The organism is Achromobacter sp. 46006 (assembly GCF_059761975.1).
In genome coordinates, this window is the sequence record NZ_JCBANN010000001.1 from 112,156 (window position 1) to 128,314 (window position 16,159).

At 65.4% G+C, this 16,159-nt stretch carries 25 protein-coding genes and 1 tRNA gene; 2 read left to right on the forward strand and 24 right to left on the reverse strand.

Features of this window, described 5'->3' with window-relative positions:
* Positions 1 to 8: 8 nt before the first annotated feature.
* The 3 genes from dapE to dapC are packed head-to-tail and all read right to left on the reverse strand — an operon-like array spanning position 9 to position 3,191.
* Positions 9 to 1,145 (reverse strand): succinyl-diaminopimelate desuccinylase, encoded by a 1,137-nt coding sequence (gene dapE, locus AC6LKG_RS00480; protein ID WP_498161894.1) that lies wholly within the window; start codon positions 1,143 to 1,145, stop codon positions 9 to 11.
* Complete coding sequence (gene dapD, locus AC6LKG_RS00485) at positions 1,145 to 1,966, reverse strand: 2,3,4,5-tetrahydropyridine-2,6-dicarboxylate N-succinyltransferase (RefSeq protein WP_006386215.1); 822 nt, start codon at positions 1,964 to 1,966, stop codon at positions 1,145 to 1,147. The genes dapE and dapD overlap by 1 nt, the downstream gene beginning before the upstream one ends.
* 28 nt (positions 1,967 to 1,994) lie before the next feature.
* The gene (gene dapC / locus AC6LKG_RS00490; protein ID WP_498161896.1) at positions 1,995 to 3,191 is read right to left on the reverse strand and encodes a succinyldiaminopimelate transaminase; all 1,197 of its coding nucleotides are present in this window, start codon (positions 3,189 to 3,191) and stop codon (positions 1,995 to 1,997) included.
* Positions 3,192 to 3,238: 47 nt separating this feature from the next.
* Between dapC and AC6LKG_RS00495 the strand changes: the two genes are divergently transcribed.
* Together AC6LKG_RS00495 and AC6LKG_RS00500 are read left to right on the forward strand one after the other, a co-directional pair.
* Positions 3,239 to 3,325 (forward strand) — tRNA-Leu (locus AC6LKG_RS00495).
* Positions 3,326 to 3,486: 161 nt separating this feature from the next.
* Positions 3,487 to 4,482, forward strand: coding sequence for a tyrosine-type recombinase/integrase (locus AC6LKG_RS00500; RefSeq protein WP_457988709.1), 996 nt, complete (start codon positions 3,487 to 3,489; stop codon positions 4,480 to 4,482).
* Here AC6LKG_RS00500 and AC6LKG_RS00505 read toward each other — a convergent pair.
* From AC6LKG_RS00505 to AC6LKG_RS00605, 21 genes are all read right to left on the reverse strand, one after another.
* Positions 4,479 to 4,721, reverse strand: a complete 243-nt coding sequence (locus AC6LKG_RS00505; protein ID WP_175191955.1) for a helix-turn-helix transcriptional regulator — start codon at positions 4,719 to 4,721, stop codon at positions 4,479 to 4,481. The two genes, AC6LKG_RS00500 and AC6LKG_RS00505, sit on opposite strands and share 4 nt — an antisense overlap.
* Complete coding sequence (locus AC6LKG_RS00510) at positions 4,721 to 5,062, reverse strand: hypothetical protein (RefSeq protein ID WP_498161898.1); 342 nt, start codon at positions 5,060 to 5,062, stop codon at positions 4,721 to 4,723. The genes AC6LKG_RS00505 and AC6LKG_RS00510 overlap by 1 nt, the downstream gene beginning before the upstream one ends.
* Positions 5,062 to 5,364, reverse strand: coding sequence for an ASCH domain-containing protein (locus AC6LKG_RS00515; RefSeq protein WP_498161900.1), 303 nt, complete (start codon positions 5,362 to 5,364; stop codon positions 5,062 to 5,064). The genes AC6LKG_RS00510 and AC6LKG_RS00515 overlap by 1 nt, the downstream gene beginning before the upstream one ends.
* A complete protein-coding gene (locus AC6LKG_RS00520) occupies positions 5,357 to 5,551 on the reverse strand; it encodes a hypothetical protein (protein WP_498161902.1) in 195 nt (64 codons plus the stop codon). The genes AC6LKG_RS00515 and AC6LKG_RS00520 overlap by 8 nt, the downstream gene beginning before the upstream one ends.
* The gene (locus AC6LKG_RS00525; protein ID WP_498161904.1) at positions 5,544 to 6,821 is read right to left on the reverse strand and encodes a hypothetical protein; all 1,278 of its coding nucleotides are present in this window, start codon (positions 6,819 to 6,821) and stop codon (positions 5,544 to 5,546) included. Before AC6LKG_RS00525 ends, AC6LKG_RS00520 begins: the two co-directional genes overlap by 8 nt.
* A complete protein-coding gene (locus tag AC6LKG_RS00530) occupies positions 6,818 to 7,876 on the reverse strand; it encodes a DNA-methyltransferase (protein WP_498161905.1) in 1,059 nt (352 codons plus the stop codon). The genes AC6LKG_RS00525 and AC6LKG_RS00530 overlap by 4 nt, the downstream gene beginning before the upstream one ends.
* 37 nt (positions 7,877 to 7,913) lie before the next feature.
* The gene (locus tag AC6LKG_RS00535; protein WP_498161907.1) at positions 7,914 to 9,035 is read right to left on the reverse strand and encodes a DNA cytosine methyltransferase; all 1,122 of its coding nucleotides are present in this window, start codon (positions 9,033 to 9,035) and stop codon (positions 7,914 to 7,916) included.
* A 2-nt stretch (positions 9,036 to 9,037) separates the two neighbouring features.
* A complete protein-coding gene (locus AC6LKG_RS00540) occupies positions 9,038 to 9,427 on the reverse strand; it encodes a hypothetical protein (RefSeq protein ID WP_498161908.1) in 390 nt (129 codons plus the stop codon).
* The gene (locus AC6LKG_RS00545; RefSeq protein WP_498161910.1) at positions 9,427 to 9,738 is read right to left on the reverse strand and encodes a hypothetical protein; all 312 of its coding nucleotides are present in this window, start codon (positions 9,736 to 9,738) and stop codon (positions 9,427 to 9,429) included. The genes AC6LKG_RS00540 and AC6LKG_RS00545 overlap by 1 nt, the downstream gene beginning before the upstream one ends.
* Positions 9,738 to 10,418, reverse strand: a complete 681-nt coding sequence (locus AC6LKG_RS00550) for a hypothetical protein (RefSeq protein WP_498161911.1) — start codon at positions 10,416 to 10,418, stop codon at positions 9,738 to 9,740. The genes AC6LKG_RS00545 and AC6LKG_RS00550 overlap by 1 nt, the downstream gene beginning before the upstream one ends.
* A gap of 1 nt (position 10,419) precedes the next feature.
* Positions 10,420 to 10,884 (reverse strand): hypothetical protein, encoded by a 465-nt coding sequence (locus AC6LKG_RS00555; protein WP_241065256.1) that lies wholly within the window; start codon positions 10,882 to 10,884, stop codon positions 10,420 to 10,422.
* A gap of 2 nt (positions 10,885 to 10,886) precedes the next feature.
* Positions 10,887 to 11,651 (reverse strand): hypothetical protein, encoded by a 765-nt coding sequence (locus tag AC6LKG_RS00560; protein ID WP_498161913.1) that lies wholly within the window; start codon positions 11,649 to 11,651, stop codon positions 10,887 to 10,889.
* Positions 11,652 to 11,730: 79 nt separating this feature from the next.
* Complete coding sequence (locus AC6LKG_RS00565; protein WP_498161915.1) at positions 11,731 to 12,255, reverse strand: hypothetical protein; 525 nt, start codon at positions 12,253 to 12,255, stop codon at positions 11,731 to 11,733.
* 36 nt (positions 12,256 to 12,291) lie between these two features.
* The gene (locus AC6LKG_RS00570) at positions 12,292 to 12,798 is read right to left on the reverse strand and encodes a siphovirus Gp157 family protein (protein WP_498161917.1); all 507 of its coding nucleotides are present in this window, start codon (positions 12,796 to 12,798) and stop codon (positions 12,292 to 12,294) included.
* Between the two features lie 28 nt (positions 12,799 to 12,826).
* On the reverse strand, positions 12,827 to 13,330 hold the full coding sequence (gene ssb / locus AC6LKG_RS00575; RefSeq protein WP_498161919.1) for a single-stranded DNA-binding protein: 504 nt from the start codon (positions 13,328 to 13,330) through the stop codon (positions 12,827 to 12,829).
* Entirely contained in the window at positions 13,330 to 14,280 is a 951-nt protein-coding gene (locus AC6LKG_RS00580) for an AAA family ATPase (RefSeq protein ID WP_498161920.1), read from the reverse strand. Before AC6LKG_RS00580 ends, ssb begins: the two co-directional genes overlap by 1 nt.
* A gap of 96 nt (positions 14,281 to 14,376) precedes the next feature.
* Positions 14,377 to 14,550, reverse strand: a complete 174-nt coding sequence (locus AC6LKG_RS00585; protein WP_498161922.1) for a hypothetical protein — start codon at positions 14,548 to 14,550, stop codon at positions 14,377 to 14,379.
* On the reverse strand, positions 14,547 to 15,089 hold the full coding sequence (locus tag AC6LKG_RS00590) for an XkdD/Y8K6 family phage-associated protein (RefSeq protein ID WP_498161923.1): 543 nt from the start codon (positions 15,087 to 15,089) through the stop codon (positions 14,547 to 14,549). Before AC6LKG_RS00590 ends, AC6LKG_RS00585 begins: the two co-directional genes overlap by 4 nt.
* Before the next feature lie 85 nt (positions 15,090 to 15,174).
* Positions 15,175 to 15,540 (reverse strand): hypothetical protein, encoded by a 366-nt coding sequence (locus tag AC6LKG_RS00595; RefSeq protein ID WP_498161925.1) that lies wholly within the window; start codon positions 15,538 to 15,540, stop codon positions 15,175 to 15,177.
* A 2-nt stretch (positions 15,541 to 15,542) separates the two neighbouring features.
* Positions 15,543 to 15,779, reverse strand: a complete 237-nt coding sequence (locus tag AC6LKG_RS00600; protein ID WP_421430305.1) for a hypothetical protein — start codon at positions 15,777 to 15,779, stop codon at positions 15,543 to 15,545.
* 41 nt (positions 15,780 to 15,820) lie between these two features.
* Positions 15,821 to 16,150, reverse strand: a complete 330-nt coding sequence (locus tag AC6LKG_RS00605) for a hypothetical protein (protein WP_498161927.1) — start codon at positions 16,148 to 16,150, stop codon at positions 15,821 to 15,823.
* Positions 16,151 to 16,159: the final 9 nt, after the last annotated feature.

A 16,159-nucleotide genomic window follows, 5' to 3' on the forward strand; every position in this document is an offset into this window, starting at 1 on the left:
GAGGCTTTTTATTCGGCGGGCAGAAGGTTTTCCAGCGTGCGCCGATAGATGTTTTTCAGCGGATCCAGCGAGGCCAGTTCGATACGCTCGTTGACCTTGTGGATCGTGGCGTTGCAGGGGCCAAACTCGATGACCTGCGGGCAGATCTTGGCGATGAAGCGGCCGTCGGACGTGCCGCCGGTGGTCGACAGCTCGGCTGTCACGCCGGTCTCGTCGCGGATGGCCTTGACCAGCGCATCGGTCAGCGAACCGCGCGGGGTCAGGAAGGGCTCGCCGCCCAGTTCCCAGTCCAGCGTGTATTCCAGGCAATGGCGGTCCAGCACTTCGTGCACCCGCGCCTTCAGGCCTTCCGGCGTGCTGGCGGTGGAGAAGCGGAAGTTGAACAGCGCCACCGCCTCGCCCGGCACCACGTTGGTGGCGCCCGTGCCCGAGTTCAGGTTCGAGACCTGGAACGTGGTCGGCGGGAAGTATTCGTTGCCCTGGTCCCATTCGATCGCGACGATCTCGGCCAGCGCCGGCGCCAGCTGGTGCACCGGGTTGCGCGCCAGGTGCGGGTAGGCCACGTGGCCCTGGATGCCCTTGACCGTGAGTTTGCCCGACAGCGAGCCGCGGCGGCCGTTCTTGCAGGTGTCGCCGAGCACGTCGCCCGAGGTGGGTTCGCCGACGATGCAGTAGTCCATCTGCTCGCCACGCGCCTTGAGCGCGTCACAGACGATGGCGGTGCCGTCGATCGACGGGCCTTCCTCGTCCGACGTGATCAACAGGGCGATCGAGCCGCCGTGCCGCGGGTTGGCCGCCACGAATTCCTCGGCCGCCACCACGAAGGCCGCGATCGAGCTTTTCATGTCGGCGGCGCCGCGGCCGTACAGGTAGCCGTCGCGCTCGGTGGGCACGAACGGATCGCTTTCCCACTTCTCGCGCGGGCCCGGGGGCACCACGTCGGTGTGGCCGGCGAAGACCACCAGCGGCGCGGTGCTGCCACGGCGCGCCCACAGGTTGGTGACGCCGCCCTGGGCGATGGTTTCGCAGGTGAAGCCGAGCGGCGCCAGGCGCGCGGCCAGCGTCGCCTGGCAATCGGCGTCCGCCGGGGTGACCGACGGACGGGCGATCAGGTCCTTGACCAGATCCAGAACCGAAGCCGCCATTACGCCCTCAGCAGATCGTTGATGCTGGTCTTGGCGCGGGTCTGCGCGTCGACACGCTTGACGATGACGGCGCAGGCCAGGCTGTGCGAGCCGTCGGCCGAGGGCAGCGAGCCCGGCACCACCACCGAACCCGACGGCACGCGGCCGTAGGTGACCTTACCCGTGGCGCGGTCATAGATCTTGGTGCTTTGCGACAGGTACACGCCCATGGCCAGCACCGAGTTCTCTTCGACGATCACGCCTTCCACGACTTCCGAGCGGGCGCCGATGAAGCAGTTGTCTTCGATGATGGTGGGGTTGGCCTGCAGCGGCTCGAGCACGCCGCCGATGCCGACGCCGCCGGACAGGTGGACGTTCTTGCCGATCTGGGCGCACGAGCCGACGGTGGCCCAGGTGTCGACCATGGTGCCTTCATCGACGTAGGCGCCGATGTTGACGTACGAAGGCATCAGCACCACGTTGCGGCCGATGAAGGCGCCGCGGCGGGCGACGGCGGGCGGCACCACGCGGTAGCCGCCCTGCTTGAAGGCGTTGTCGCCGTATTCCGAGAACTTGAGCGGCACCTTGTCGTAGAACTGCAGCGGGGCCTGGCCCATGATGGCGTTGTCGTACAGGCGGAACGACAGCAGCACGGCCTTCTTGATCCACTGGTGCACGACCCAGTCGTCGTTGATCTTCTCGGCCACGCGCAGGCGGCCCAGGTCCAGCCCGTCGATCGTGTGTTCGACGGCTTCGCGCACTTCGGCGCTGGCGTCGACAGGCGACAGGTTGGCCCGGTCGTCCCAGGCTTTTTCGATGGTGGTCTGCAGGTCGAGAGTCATAGCGGCTCAGCTTTTCAAAAAAGGTTGATCAAACGGAAGTATGTACGAAATGGGCGATGCGTTCGGCCGCCTGCACGCAGTCGGCCAGGGGCGCCACCAGGGCCAGGCGGATGCGCCCCTGCCCGGGATTCACGCCGTGCGCTTCGCGCGCGAGGAAACTGCCCGGCAGCACGGTAACACCGGTGCGGCCATAAAGGTCGCGCACGAACGCGGTATCCGAGCCCGGAGTGGCCGCCCACAGATAGAACGAAGCCTGCGGACGTTGCACGTCCAGCACGTTCTGCAGGATGGGCAGTACGGCCTCGAATTTCTCGCGATACAGGCGGCGGTTGTCCTTGACGTGCGCTTCGTCGGTCCAGGCGGCGATGCTGGCGGCCGACACCAGCGGGCTCATGGCGCTGCCATGATACGTGCGATAGAGCAGGAAGCGGCCGATCAGCGCGGCGTCGCCCGCCACGAAGCCCGAGCGCAGGCCCGGCACGTTGGAGCGCTTGGACAGGCTGGAGAACACCACCAGGTTGCGGTAGTCGTCACGGCCCAGGCGGCGCGCCGCCTGCAGGCCGCCCAGCGGCGGATTGCCTTCGTCCAGGTAGATCTCGGAATAGCACTCGTCGGAGGCGATCACGAAGCCATGGCGGTCGGACAGGGCGAACAGGTCTTCCCATTCGTCCAGCGTCATGACGTTGCCGGCCGGGTTGCCGGGCGAGCAGACGAACACCAGGCGGGTCTTCTGCCACACCTCATCCGGCACCTGGTTCCAGTCGCAGGCGAAATTGCGCAACGCGTCGGCGTTGACGTAGTAGGGCGTGGCGCCGGCCAGCAGCGTGGCGCCTTCATAGATCTGGTAGAACGGGTTGGGGCAGATCACCACCGCCCCTGCCGACGGGTCGATCACCGTCTGGGTAAAGGCGAACAGCGCCTCGCGCGAGCCCAGCGCCGGCAGCACCTGGGTCTCGGCGTCGGGCGCCGGGATGCTGTAGCGCCCCGCCAGCCAGTCGGCGATGGCGCGGCGCAGTGCGGGATCGCCCTTGGTTGACGGATACACCGACAAGCCGCCAAGATGGTCGCGGATGGCCTGCCCGACGCGCTCCGGCGCCGCGTGCTTGGGCTCGCCGATCGACAGGTTGATTGGCGTCAGGCCGTCCGGCTGCGTGCTGGCCGAGGCCAGCAGGGCGCGCAGTTTTTCGAACGGATAGGGGTGCAGGGCATCGAGGCGCGGATTCATGACGCAAGATTTTAACAAGCAAGCTACAATAGCAGGCTTGGCCTATCGCGAAGGTGGCGAAATTGGTAGACGCACCAGGTTTAGGTCCTGACGCCGTAACAGGTGTAGGGGTTCGAGTCCCCTCCTTCGCACCACGTATTGCCTGACACTGTTTTGGCGTTACGCCAACAATGTCATACAACCCCCGAGGATTCGAGTGCCTCGGGGGTTTTCTTTTGCCAACAGTTTTGACATCCACCCATTAAATCGCCTACTTTGCTACGCCAAATCCACGCCAGGATTTACGCCAAAGGGGATGAAATTGGGTACTTTCCGCAAGCGCGGGGACACATGGCGCGCCGAGGTCAGCAAGGGCGGCACCAGGGAGAGCAAGACGTTTGCCACCAAGCGGGAGGCCCAGGAATGGGCGGCCAGCAGGGAGACGGAACTGGCCACCACCGCCGTGGGCGGCATTGTCGTCAAGACACTGGCCCAGGTCCTGGAGCGGTTCCGCGACGAGGTCTCGCCCAAGAACAAGGGCCACCGCTGGGAGCGCGTGCGGATCGATCGTTTCCTGAAGGACGAGCCGGATCTGTGCGCCAAGCCCATCCACGCCGTCACCACGGTAGATCTGGCAGCCTGGCGCGACAAACGGCTGGCCCAGGTGCAGCCCACATCCTGCCGGCGCGATATAGCCCTCCTGCGCGCCGCCTGGGGCTACGCCAGGAAGGAGTGGCACAACGTCAAAGATGACGCCTGGCTGGCGCTGACCATGCCGTCCAAGGGGCGCCACCGCGAGCGCATTTATACCCAGGAAGAAATAGACCGGATCGTGCTGGCGCTGGGGTGGAAAGAGGGCAAGCCCGTCGAAGACAAGCGCCACCAGACCGCGGTGGCGTTCCTCTTGTCCCTGGAGACGGCGATGCGATCCGGCGAGCTGCTGTCCCTTGAGCGGGCCCAGGTCGACCTGAAGAAGCAGGTAGCCCAGTTGGACCAGACCAAGAACGGCGACCGGCGCGCCGTGCCGCTGTCGAAGCGGGCTGTGTCCCTGTTCAAGGCGCTCAATGGCGTGGACAAGGTGCGCATGTTCACCCTGACGGGCGCTCTGAGGGATGTGTACTTTCGGCATGCCAAGACGCTGGCACAGGTCGAGGGGGCCACGTTCCATGACGCTCGTGCCACTGCGCTGACCAGGCTGGCCAAAAAGCTGAGCATCCTGGAACTGGCGCGGATGGTGGGCCACCGGGACCCACGCTCGCTCATGATCTACTACCGTGAAACGGCGGCCGATATCGCCAAGAAGCTGGATTAGGCCGCGCGCCGGCCGTCAGGCGCCTTGCGCTGGGACTCGATCCAGTCGTCCACCTCATCGGCCTTCCAGCGGCGCACGCCACCGAATTGGAACGCGCGCGGGAAGTCCTTGCGCTTGGTGAGCCTGTCGCGGACGTGGTCCGGATTGAGGCACAGGCGCTCGGCGATGTCGACGTGCGAGACGAAGCGGTCTTCCTTCGGCGCCGCGGCCGGTGCTTGGTGTTGGGCTGCGTGTGCCATCACATCTCCTTTCCGATAGCGGCGGCGGCGCGCACGATGGCGCGGCGGGTGGCTGCATTTGGATCCGGGAACTTCGCCGACATCGGCCAATAGCGCCGATCTTCGGCGCGCCCGCAGTAAATCACCGGAGCGTCATCCTCACAGTGTGTGAACTCCAGGCAAATGTTCAGCTTTACAGCCAGCCGCAGCGCATCGCCGTCGTCGGTGAGGGGAAGCCAAGTTTTTCTCTCGTCGCTGCCACGATGGGAATAGGTGAAGAACCCGCCGGGACACGGCTCCCAACCGCCAAGGGGCATCCCAGCCGCCTTCGCCGCCAGCTCCAACAGTTCGCGATCAGTCATCACATCTCCTTCTTGTCGGTGTCGGTATTGGCCGCCACGTGGATGGCATATACCTCGATCGGAACATTGCCGAAGTGGGGGTGCGTGATCGTCTTGATGGTGTAGCCACGCCAGGGCAATTCCAGACGGCGCGACCAATCCGTGCGCTTCGGATAGCCTCTGGTCAGGATCACGCGTTGGAACTCTCGCCCCTCGATCCGCATGGCCCAGAACGGGCAGACCATGCGGTATTCCTCGGTCTTGGTGCCGGCCTTGATGGCGTCGAAGTACTCGCCCTTGAGGGCCAGGTGCAGGTCAGCCATGGGCGCCTCCGTCCTCGGTGGGCTGGGTGCCAGGACGAGCGTTCCACTTGGCAAGAGCCGCCGCGCGCGACGCGTGATCGGCGTCAGGACCCTGAACGCCGCAGGAATAGCAGCACATGGCGTACCACTCGTTGTAGAAGATGGACAGCGACCCGCAGAACGGGCACGGCTGGCGTTGCTCATTCATCCCGCTCTCCTTGTTCGGCCTGGGGGGCAGAAAGGGCGGCGCGGGCAAGTTGACCACCATCCCTGTCCAGCGCATGGCGCGCGGCCTCACCATCGGGGCCGAATTTTCGGCAGCCGGCCACCTTTTCCGCGTACCAGCTCAAGGCCTCGCGGGTCTTGCCATCCCCGGCGCGCTGCTGGCCGCCGTCCTTGTCCGCCCCGGTATGCATCTGGCACGGATGGCGCGGGGAGCCGTCACCGCTGGGGCAGGTGCAGGGGGCAGCGGCCTTGTCCGCCTGGGGCAGACAATCCGCGAACTCAGGGCGCTGCGACAACTGCGCGGCGAGCGTATCGGCGGTCAGGCCAAGGCGCCCAGCTTCCGCGCAGAATTCGGCCACCGACATGGCCGGCTTGTGTGTCGGCTCGGCGCTGGCCTGGGGCTTGGGGTAAAGGGGTTCGACCGGGTGATGCGCGCGCAAGCTGACAGCCTTTTGCGCATCAGTCGTGGCGTGCCATCCAGTGGGGGTCTGGTATCGCCACGCCACCGGCTGCACCTCCCCGGCGCTGGCCTGGGGCGCGCCTACGGTAAGCGCGTGCTCCCCATCCGGCAAGTCGGTCTGCTCGAAAGCATAGGACTGTACGCGGCCACCCTTGGTTGTAGCGCGACCGATGCGGACAGATGCGCTGGCCTGGGGCGCGGCATAGAGCGGCGCTCCGTCAGGAAGCGAAGGCGCGTCGTCATTCAGGACGGCCTCCTGCGAGAACCCATTGCGAGCGATCCCCGAATAGTTGAAGTGCCGCACGCGGCCCACTGGCTGCGCCTCGCTGGCCTGGGGCGCGGCGTAGAACTTGGTGCCATAGGGATAGCTGTTCAGATCCACCAGCACCTTTAGGTCGCGCTCGCCGAACGCCTCGGGATCGCCATAGCGCGACACCACTTCTGCCACCGGCTGCGCCTCCCCGGCTACAGGGGCGCTTGCCAGGGCGGCGCGGGCTTGCCACGCCGACCACGGTCCTACGTTGCCCTGGGCCGATTCCCACCACCGGTCAAACAACGCCCGCTCGTCGGCTACAGGGGCGCGCAGCTTGGACAGCGCCCTCAACACGGCGTTGACCATGTTTCTGCGGATGTCATAAGCGACAGCGTGGACCCCTACAGATGCGTCGCGGCCTTCGCGCTTTGCGACACGGGCCATCATGTCATAGGATTCTGCGTAGGCTTCCAGGGCGCGGCGCACAGCTTCTTGCTCTGCCGTCAGCACGCGCTGGGTGATGTCGTCTTGTTGGGTCATATGGTCTCCAAGCACAGGCCGCCTTGGCGGGTGCGTTCGGCCTGCAAGGACAAGTAATCGGGGTTCAGTTCTGCGCCCAGCCATCGGCGTCCAAGCCGTTGGGCTACCGCCGCGACTGTGCCGCTGCCCATGAATGGGTCCAGCACAATGTCTCCGGGGCGGCTGCCGGCGAGGATGCACGGTTCGACCAGGGCTTCCGGCATAACGGCGAAGTGGGCGCCAGAATAGGGCGTAGTTGCCACGGTCCACACGCTGCGTCGGTTACGTACAGCGGTGTCCCATTCCGATTCAGGGCGATCCTCACGGTGTGTCCCGGCTGTTTGACCCGGGATAGCCTGGGCGCGCTTGCTGTCGTCACGCTTGAAGCTGTCGCGGCGACTGCGCCCACCTACTGCCTTCATCGGCCCGTTGGATTTTCCCGGGAATCGATCACTGCCGCGCTGGGCCTCCACATCCTGCGCCCAACGAGCGTGGCTCGATGCCGCCGCCGGCTCTTTAATCGCATCCGCATCAAAGTGGTACCGCGGCGACTTCGAGAGCAGGAAGACATACTCGTGCGCCTTGGTGCACCGATCATCCACACTTTCAGGCATAGGGTTGGGCTTGTTCCAGATGATGTCCTGACGGAGATACCACCCGTCAGCGCGCAGGGCGAAGGCCAGCATCCATGGAATGCCGATCAGGTCTTTAGCTTTCAGCTCTGCTTTTGCCAGCCAATCTGGGCGATTTCTAACGTTGGTGACATGCTGACCCCCGGCCCGCGTCTTACCCGTTTTGTTGTAGTTGCCGCCACCGCCGCCGGCGTAACTGTCACCAATGTTGAGCCACAGCGTGCCGTCGTCGGCAAGCACTCTCCGCACTTCGCGGAAAACCTCGACCATCTTGGCGATGTACGCCTCAGGCGTACTCTCAAGGCCGATCTGCCCGTCGACGCCGTAGTCCCGCAATCCGAAGTAAGGGGGGCTGGTAACGCACGTTTGGGCCTTGATGCCCGAGGTGGCTAAATCTCGCAGCACATCACGGCAGTCTCCGAGATAGCATTTATTGAGGTCCATGCTCACCTCCCCGCGCCCTTGATGTTGTCTTGTTGGGTCATATGCACCTCATGCTTTCTTCGATGAAGATTTGCGCTTGCTGCGCGTTGATCGCGTTGCCGTAGGCGCGCAGGCGTCCCACTCGGGCGGGAGCCCCATGAGCCAGCGGGAATGTGCCGGGTTCAACTGGCCGCCACTTTCCATCCCGGCATAGGAGCCAGTCAGCAGCTCGCCAGTGGCCGTTAACCGGGCCGGGCCCGTTTGTTGCGCCTGCATCGGTAGGCCGTTCCGGATGTCCGGAGCCAACTCCCCGCGCTTCTCCGCATCGTTCGCCCGAGGTGTCGCCCAGCTCGCCAGATGAACCGCCACATCCGCCAGCCCGATCTGTGGATCCGTGGGCTTGCGGCCAGTAGTTATCGGCGGGCGCGGCTTGGCATCCACGATCATGCTGCTGGGCGTCGGCCAGGACGACAGGCAAGCCATCGCCGCCAGATCCGGCCCGTGCCCGCGCATCGCTTCCCGGATCCCGCCTTCCGTCGATCGCACGCCCTTGTCCGCCAGCGACGCTGTTGGCGTTGGCCAGCCGGCCAGCACTGCGACCTCGTTCAGCGGCCGGCTGTTGTGATCCAGCTCGTTGCCCGCTGCGTTGGCACCCTTGAAATCCCGGGCCTGCGGCGTGGGCCATGAAGTAGGTTCGGTCGCGGATGTGCGGAGCACCGATGCTCGCAGACGGGAAAGCGCACGCCGCGACGGCAAAGGCCAGGGCTTCCAGGTCAGTCGAAACAAGGTCGAGCCAAGGTTCTGCGTCCTTGCTTGCAACCTGCTCGCCAAAGACGACTGGAGGGCGGCACTCTTGAATGAGCCAGTGCCAGGCCGGCCAGAGGTGCCGCTCGTCATCAAACGCAGTTCCTTTGCCTGCCGCGGAGAAAGGTTGGCACGGACAACTACCGGTCCAAACAGGTCGATCATCTGGCCAGCCGGCGCGGCGAAGGGCATACGACCAGACGCCGATTCCGGCGAAGAAATGGCACTGTGTGTAGGGGCGAAGGTCATCGGGGTGTACGTCCTCTATGCTGCGTTCGTCGACGTCGCCGGGGGCAATGTGGCCGGCCGCGATCAGGTTGCGGAGCCAGTCGGCGGCGTAAGGGTCGATCTCGTTGTAGTAGGCGGCGGCCGCCATGCTCACCTCCCCGCGCCCTGGCCGCTCTGCTGGGCGGCGAGCTCTTTGCCGAGCTTCGTTATCCACCGGCGCGCGCTGGCGCGGACCACCTTGGCAGCCTTGCGCTGCTGGATGAGCTGGTGGGCGCGCAGCGCGTGCTGGCAGTTGGCAGCCAGATAGGCGGCAACGTCGCCATCGTGGTACGCGTGGCACCGGTCACCATCGTCGTCATGGTCGAGCGCATAGGCGCGCTCCAGCCAATTGACGGGCGGCCGGCCGTTGAAAGGCGCGCCGGCTGGCGGATCCTGCGCCACCAGGGAGGCCTCAATCGCAAGGCCGATTTCCACCGAGAGCCGGTTTATCTCCTGCACTGCCACGTGCAGCGCCAGGATGGCCTGCTGGTACTTGTCCATCACGCATCCCCCTTACGTTGGGCTGCAATGGCGGCGAAATCCATGCACAACGTCAGAGGATCAGGCGTCTCCGGCAGGCATTCGCCCATCGGGGCATATGCCATGCAGAATTGCCCCTCGTCGGTGCTTCGCCATTCGACGGCCTCGCCACAGAACGAGCGGGCCAGGATGTCGCAGTCTTCGTTGCGGTTCCGCTCGCAGTCGCCGCAGACATGCGCAACGAACGAATACCCGACTGTGCCGTTGCTGGGCTTCCACTGTTCGCCAGGCAGCACGTCCGGCAGGATGAAGGCGGTGATCTGGCTGCCCATCATTTCGCTCCTTGGGTCTTGGCCAACGCGTCCAGCTTGCTGTCCCATTCGTCCCGGCCTAGAGCGGCATCGCCGCGTAGAACAAGGATGCAGTCGGCCACCGCCAACCGATACCGCGCCGCATCCAGCGCATCGCCAGCAGCGGGAGCGGGGCGCAGCCAGAAGGGCGGCTTACGACCTTCGATGAGTGCGGCGATTTCTGCCAGCACCAGGTCGGGATCGGTCGGATCGGCAGGCACGCGCATCAAGCCGTGGCCGTCGCGGATACGCTTCTCGGCGGCCTTGACTCGGTCCAGCAGTCCGGAGGGCCACGCCGGCTTGTCCTCCACCGTGGATACGCCAGGGGCGGCGGGCGCGGCGGCGAGCATGGCGCGATATTTGGCCTTCCAGTCGGGGAAGGTTTCGCTGCGTTGCTCGTAGTCATTCTCGGCAGCGGCTTCCATGTCGTCGGTCGGCTCGATAGGCACCAGCTTCCATCCGTCCGGCATGCTGGCGCGAATCGCCGCATTGTGCTTGGCGTTCTCTTCGCCAGTCCGGATGCCGGCGGCGTACATCTCCTGGTCGCGGGCGGTGTTGCCCGTGGCAGGCGCAGCGCCGGGCTGCGGGGCAATCTCCACCGGCTCCAGCGGGCCAGGGGGGCATTGGCTCAGGCCGTGGTCAACGTCGTAGGAATTCGTCATGTCAGGCTCCTTGGGCGCGCGCGGCGTCCATTTCGGCAAGGATTTGGGTTTGGCGCAGCAGGTCGGACGCGTCAGCCTGGGTAAGGCCGGCGCCGATGCGGCGAAGGGCGGGTATCTCGGCGTGCAGGGCGGCCATCAGCGGCGCGTCGATGGGCATGCCCACCTCCAGGCGCTTGGCCAGTTGGCGCAGCGCCACGGCCTTGAACGGGCTGCCGTGGCGGGTGGCCCACATATCGAAGAAGTCGGCCATGCCCGCGATTGCCGGCGCGCTGGCGTACCATTCGCCGTCCTCCAGGCACAGGAATATCGGCACACCGCGGGCATTGGTCGTCACGGTGCCGTCGCGGTCGATCTGGTCGATGATCGCTTCCAGCGGCGCCAGGGTCTGCTGGGCCTTGATCAGCATCGGCAGGCGGGCCGGGCGCGGCCGGTACTGCTTGCGGCGGGGCTTGCGGGCGTGGGTCATGGTCAGGCCGCCTGTTCCCGTGCCAGATAGGCTTCGACTTCTTTACCGATCTTGGCCATCGATAGCGGGTACTTCTCACTGAAAAGACCAACGCAGTGTTGCCAGTAGGCGGTGTCCATTCCCCACTTGAAGTCGTAGTCGATATTCGCGCGGATGATTCGCTCTGCGCCGACCTTGGCATGCGGCCACGGCTGATAGTCGGTTCGAACATTCAGCTTGATGGGCAGGATTCCCCAGCAGCTACGCAGCGAGCCGCCATTCGCTTCGGCCAGCCGCAACGCCGTTTCCATGGCGGAATCGTCGTAGGGGACGAAGGTGTGCCCGTTCGCCTTAACGTGGCGCGTCCGTTCCAGTTCCTTGCGCTCGGCGTCAATAGCGCGCTGGGCGATATCTTCCTCGGTCGGCTCACGCTTGAGAGTATTGGCGAGGTGTGCAGCGAATTCCGGCCGCATCCCGTGTGCAAAGAAGTCTCCAAGGGCTGCAACGTCCCTATGAAATTCGGGCGCGACCAGAATCGTGTCGGTGCAGTACGTGCAGTCGTAGTCGTCGTCTTCGCTGCTGACCCAGCCCGGCACACTGCGCATGGCTTCGTTCGGATAGTCCTCGCGATTGCCGCCGCCCGTACGCGTGTAGACGAAGACTTCGCTGCCGTCAGGAGTTACGCTCACGTCGCGTAGGCGCTGCACGTCATTTTCATGGATCCCGACCGCCGCGAGCAGCAGCGGGGTTTGCGAATTCATTCCGAAAAGCAGGTTGTAGAGGCTCATGTCGTTCTCGGTATATGGAGGCCGGGCACCGGCGGCGGTCGGATGGGGGAGGGAGTCCCGCCGCCGGGCCGGCCATTGATCAGTCTTCGTTGCCGCCCAGGCCCAGCGAGCCCTGCTTCTCGGCCGCCGGCGTGATGCTGATGGTGATCTCGTTGCCCAGCACCTCGTAGAGCTTCTTGACCTGCTCGCCGCTCGGGTGGCACTTCACGCGGAAGGTGGTGACCACGCTGCCGCCTTCCATGAGTTCCGCGGAGAACCCGTCAACGTCGGCCGTGTCCAGCTCGATGTCGGAATCGCCGCCCAGGCCGAAGTCGATCAGCACCTTGGCGCCGACCAGCTCGTGCTTGAGGCGGATCTTTTCGATGAGGTCGCCGAACACGCGCACGGTGGGCTCGGGCTTGACGCCGTCGACGCTGGCCTGGGCCGGGTCTTCCTCGGCCTTGTAGAGGGCATGGCGCAGGCGCGGGTGGAACTCGGACAACACGCCATTGCCGGCGGTGAACTGGATCTTCAGATCAGCTGCGCCCGCCGGCTCTTCGCCGTGGCGCTCGGTGCGCACGTTGATGTGCGCCAGGGTTGCGGTTTGCTCGGTAATCGAGAACATGGGGCAGGGCTCCAGGGTGCTACGTTGGGGAAAGGGTCAGCGAACAGCCAGGCGCAGGCCCTGGCGCAGGCGCGCGCCCGGCACATCGTGGCCATCCTTCAGCGCTTGGCCGATCAGCTTCTTGTCGATCTGGGGCGGCGGCGCCGGCGGGCTGGTGAAGTAGTCCTGCGGGATCTGCTTCTCGTCGAACACTTCGACGGCCGGCGGGTTCTTCGCCACGCTGAGGCGGAACAGCGGGCACTCGATCACCTGGATGTCGCTGGCGATCATGTTGCGCAGCAGGTAGTCACGCAGCGCATCGGCGCGGGCCTGGCGCGCCTTCTTCAGTTCCTGCAGGCGCTTGATCTCGACGTCGATCGCCGGGATGTCGGCCTCGAAGGTGCGCGCGACCATCTCGCAGCCCTGGGCCTTCTCGCCGATCTGCTCGGGCAGGCCGCTGGCTTCCATGGTGTCGGCGATGGCTTTCTCGTCGAAGTCGCCTTCGGCCAGGCGCATGGCGAGCGCGCGGTATTCCTGGGCGAGCGTGTAGAGGGGCATGTTCATGGATGTCTCCGTCTTAGAAAGTTAGGAACTAGAAGGGAATGTCGTCGTCCATGTCGGCCAGGTCTGACCGGCCGGCGGCGGGTGCTGCCTGGGGCGCGGGACGTTGCTGCGGTGCCGGGCGCTGTGCCGGGGCGCGCTGCTGCGGCTGGCGCGCGGGCGCGTCGTCGTAACCTCCGCCACCGCCGCCGCCGTCTTCGCGGCCGCCCAGCATCTGCATCTGGTCGGCGACGATTTCGGTGCTGTAGCGATCAGCGCCAGTGTCCTTGTCCTGCCACTTGCGCGTCTTCAGGCGGCCTTCGATGTAGACCGACCGGCCCTTTGCCAGGTACTCGCCCGCGATTTCCGCGAGGCGGCTGTACATGACGACGCGGTGCCATTCCGTCTCTTCCCGCTTCTCGCCGCTAGTCTTGTCCTTCCAGGACGACGTGGTGGCGAGCGACAGATTGCAGATGGCGGCGCCGTCGGGGCTGTAGCGCACCTCGGGATCGCGCCCGAGGTTGCCCACCAGGATGACTTTGTTGACGCTGGCCATTACGCGGCCTCCGCTTCGTTGGTGATGGGTGTGAGGGCCAGCTTGCGGTCGTCCTTGGCTGCCGTGAACTGCGCGATCGCTGCGGCGTCATTGGCGGCGGTGGCGGCCTTGTAGGCGGCGACGTAGGCCGTGCGCAGGGCCTCTTCGTTGAACGCGTCGTTGATGGCGTTCAGGTGGCCCACTACCTCGTCTTCAGTAAGGCGCGGCTGTTCGACCGGGGTGGACACAGCGCCCGATTCCAACCAGTTCAGGAGCGCCGCGCCGGTCGCGTCCGAAACGACAAAGGGGTCGCGGCCCATCAACAGGCCGGTGCGGTCCTTGGTGGCGGTGGCATAGTTGCCGTCGTGCGCCAGGTCCAGCACGATGGTCATTTCGTATTCGAAGCCGTCGCGCTGCTCGGCCTTCATGCCCAGCTTCACCACGTTCTTCTTGCCGTTCTGGCCTTCCTGCTGCGCCGTCTCGGTCTTGCTGCGAAGGGTGACGATCATGTGCATGGGGCTTTGCAGGATCGCGTCCAGCAGTGCGCGGTGGCGCGGCGTGACGTCGTTCCATGCGGACCAGCTATTGCCGCGGTACCGGGCCTTGGCGATCTCGTCGACAAGCTCCAGGCAGCCGCCCACGCCGCTCCATTCGTGCGTGATGCTGTCGATAATCATCGTGGTGTAGCCGGCGCTTTCGGCCGCCCGGATTGCCTCGATGTAGCGCTCGGGCGTGTAGGGCGCCGACAGGCTGAGCGAATCGAATTCTGGTGGCGTCACCACGTCGCCGCCGGGAAGCGTGATCGGCTCGGCGTACAGACTCGCGCTGTCGCGCTCCGAATCCAGCACGGCGATGGTGCCGCCGATGCCCTTGGCAAGCAGCAGGGCGGACAGGGTCTTTCCGGAACCGCTCGGGCCGGTAAGTGCCAGCCGTAGCTTGGCCTTCTTTCTCACGGCTTTTTCGAACTTCATGGTCATTTCCTTTCAGGGGGTGGTGCTTCGGATTGCTGCTGCTCTTGTTGCTGCTGATGCGCCAGTGCGGCGTCTTCGTCGTCCGGGTCCATGGCGCTATTCCTTGGCGGCCACAGCGGTCTTGCCGCAGCCTTCGCAGGTGGGGTAGGGGGTGGACTTGGCATCGGTCTGCTGGCGCTCGCCATAGCCGAAGATCAGCGCGGTCAGCAGTCCGGCCACCACGTAGGCGGCGACGCGGTTGTCGCGGTCTTTCAGGAGGCGGCGGATCATTCGGCACCTCGGGCTTTGCGGATGACCGCGCGGGCGCGCATCGCCGAGTGGTCGGGCAGCACCTTGTCCAGCAGACGCATGCAAGCCTCTTTGGCTTCCTCGGCGGTGTCGAACTTCTCGAACCACAGGGAGCCGTCGTAGGTGCAGTAGGCAGACCATTTGGTACCGGGCCAGACGATGCACTCATGCTGGCCGTGGAACTCAATTCGGCTCGTGCCATCCACACCACTGAAGTCGTAGAACTCGCTGAAAATCACGGTGGGGTCGAACTGCACCTGGTGCGAATCTACGATCCAGGCCAGGTCAACCGCCTCTTCCAGCGCTTCCAGCAGCTCGGGCGCGGCAGCGATCAGGCGGGCGTTGGCCAGCAGTTCCTGGTCGGCCGGGTTGCTGTCGCTGGGATAGTCCGCGTACAGGCAAGCGTGGCGCGGTGGGTGGTCTTCTCGCCGGCCGGGAAAGGGGCCCACCTTGTGGCAGACGCCGGAAGATGTGCGAACGGTTTCCAAACTCCACGGGCCCGGGGTGTGATTCGTCGTCATGCGTTTCTCCTACGGCGCGCTGCAATCTCGTCGCCGATCAGTGCAATTGCGTAAAGGGCAGCCAAGCCCCACATGGCGTAGGTCATCATTTGCGGCGCGTCGGCAGTTCGAACGACACATCCAACTGGCGCTCGGGGTCCTCGATAGCGTCGGCCAGGTCTTCCACGTAGAGCGCGCTGGCGCCGTCCATGAACTTGCTGAACAGCTCGCCGATCCGGCCGAAGGTGTCGCCGTAGGCATAGGCCTTGGCCACCGCCTCGAAGGCTTCGGTCAGGGCCTGATTACCGATGCTGCCCTCGTAGACGGCATGCGCCACCGGCTGGCGGTTCGGCTCGGCCACGGCGTAGCGCACGACCTCGTGCAGCCCGTCGCGCAGCGCGGCGCGCACATCGCCGGCCAGGTCAATGCGCAGTTCCTGCGCGGGCGTCAGCTTGCGTTGGGGGTGGGCCATGGTCAGTTCCTCGAAGCCAGTTCGGCCTCGCGCGCCAGGCCCTGGTAATGCGCCAGGGTGGCGGCGTCCGCACGGTAGCGGTCGAACTCGGGCTGGAAGGCTTCCGCCACGCGGGCCTTGTTGATCGGGTCAGCCGTCAGCCACAACTGCGCCAACTGCTTCACGAACGAGCCGCCGTACTGGCGCATGACGTGCACGGCTTCGGCATCGGTCGCCTTCGGCTTGGTTTGCTGTTCCATGGTTGTCTCCTTGCCCCGGCACCCGGGGCGGGTGGGGAAGGTCAGGCGGTGGTGCCGGCGATGAACGCGGCCTGCGCGGCTTCCAGCGAAGCCAGGTCGCGCAGAATCATGTCGCGGTGTTCCTGGTCTTCTGCGAAAGCCAGGGCATCGCGCCATTGCGGCCGCTTCGTGCGCAGGATGCGCAGCACGGCGGCGCGATATTCGTCGGTTTCCATGTCGGACGGGTCGCGGGCTTCGTCCAGCCATTCGGGCCACATTTCAGTACACGTTTCGACGATGCGGCCTTGTGCATCACGCGCCCACACCATCCAATCGTCAAAGGCGATGACGCGGGGTTGCTGGTCCGGGGTGAGGATCAGATCGCTTGCCATGCTGTTCTC

Excerpts from the sequence above, each read along its gene's own strand:
- dapE (WP_498161894.1), bottom strand. The coding sequence starts at position 1,145 with ATGGCGGCTTCGGTTCTGGATCTGGTCAAGGACCTGATCGCCCGTCCG.
- dapD (WP_006386215.1), bottom strand. The coding sequence starts at position 1,966 with ATGACTCTCGACCTGCAGACCACCATCGAAAAAGCCTGGGACGACCGG.
- dapC (WP_498161896.1), bottom strand. The coding sequence starts at position 3,191 with ATGAATCCGCGCCTCGATGCCCTGCACCCCTATCCGTTCGAAAAACTG.
- AC6LKG_RS00500 (WP_457988709.1), top strand. The coding sequence starts at position 3,487 with ATGAAATTGGGTACTTTCCGCAAGCGCGGGGACACATGGCGCGCCGAG.
- AC6LKG_RS00505 (WP_175191955.1), bottom strand. The coding sequence starts at position 4,721 with ATGGCACACGCAGCCCAACACCAAGCACCGGCCGCGGCGCCGAAGGAA.
- AC6LKG_RS00510 (WP_498161898.1), bottom strand. The coding sequence starts at position 5,062 with ATGACTGATCGCGAACTGTTGGAGCTGGCGGCGAAGGCGGCTGGGATG.
- AC6LKG_RS00515 (WP_498161900.1), bottom strand. The coding sequence starts at position 5,364 with ATGGCTGACCTGCACCTGGCCCTCAAGGGCGAGTACTTCGACGCCATC.
- AC6LKG_RS00520 (WP_498161902.1), bottom strand. The coding sequence starts at position 5,551 with ATGAATGAGCAACGCCAGCCGTGCCCGTTCTGCGGGTCGCTGTCCATC.
- AC6LKG_RS00525 (WP_498161904.1), bottom strand. The coding sequence starts at position 6,821 with ATGACCCAACAAGACGACATCACCCAGCGCGTGCTGACGGCAGAGCAA.
- AC6LKG_RS00530 (WP_498161905.1), bottom strand. The coding sequence starts at position 7,876 with ATGGACCTCAATAAATGCTATCTCGGAGACTGCCGTGATGTGCTGCGA.
- AC6LKG_RS00535 (WP_498161907.1), bottom strand. The coding sequence starts at position 9,035 with ATGGCGGCCGCCGCCTACTACAACGAGATCGACCCTTACGCCGCCGAC.
- AC6LKG_RS00540 (WP_498161908.1), bottom strand. The coding sequence starts at position 9,427 with ATGGACAAGTACCAGCAGGCCATCCTGGCGCTGCACGTGGCAGTGCAG.
- AC6LKG_RS00545 (WP_498161910.1), bottom strand. The coding sequence starts at position 9,738 with ATGGGCAGCCAGATCACCGCCTTCATCCTGCCGGACGTGCTGCCTGGC.
- AC6LKG_RS00550 (WP_498161911.1), bottom strand. The coding sequence starts at position 10,418 with ATGACGAATTCCTACGACGTTGACCACGGCCTGAGCCAATGCCCCCCT.
- AC6LKG_RS00555 (WP_241065256.1), bottom strand. The coding sequence starts at position 10,884 with ATGACCCACGCCCGCAAGCCCCGCCGCAAGCAGTACCGGCCGCGCCCG.
- AC6LKG_RS00560 (WP_498161913.1), bottom strand. The coding sequence starts at position 11,651 with ATGAGCCTCTACAACCTGCTTTTCGGAATGAATTCGCAAACCCCGCTG.
- AC6LKG_RS00565 (WP_498161915.1), bottom strand. The coding sequence starts at position 12,255 with ATGTTCTCGATTACCGAGCAAACCGCAACCCTGGCGCACATCAACGTG.
- AC6LKG_RS00570 (WP_498161917.1), bottom strand. The coding sequence starts at position 12,798 with ATGAACATGCCCCTCTACACGCTCGCCCAGGAATACCGCGCGCTCGCC.
- ssb (WP_498161919.1), bottom strand. The coding sequence starts at position 13,330 with ATGGCCAGCGTCAACAAAGTCATCCTGGTGGGCAACCTCGGGCGCGAT.
- AC6LKG_RS00580 (WP_498161920.1), bottom strand. The coding sequence starts at position 14,280 with ATGAAGTTCGAAAAAGCCGTGAGAAAGAAGGCCAAGCTACGGCTGGCA.
- AC6LKG_RS00585 (WP_498161922.1), bottom strand. The coding sequence starts at position 14,550 with ATGATCCGCCGCCTCCTGAAAGACCGCGACAACCGCGTCGCCGCCTAC.
- AC6LKG_RS00590 (WP_498161923.1), bottom strand. The coding sequence starts at position 15,089 with ATGACGACGAATCACACCCCGGGCCCGTGGAGTTTGGAAACCGTTCGC.
- AC6LKG_RS00595 (WP_498161925.1), bottom strand. The coding sequence starts at position 15,540 with ATGGCCCACCCCCAACGCAAGCTGACGCCCGCGCAGGAACTGCGCATT.
- AC6LKG_RS00600 (WP_421430305.1), bottom strand. The coding sequence starts at position 15,779 with ATGGAACAGCAAACCAAGCCGAAGGCGACCGATGCCGAAGCCGTGCAC.
- AC6LKG_RS00605 (WP_498161927.1), bottom strand. The coding sequence starts at position 16,150 with ATGGCAAGCGATCTGATCCTCACCCCGGACCAGCAACCCCGCGTCATC.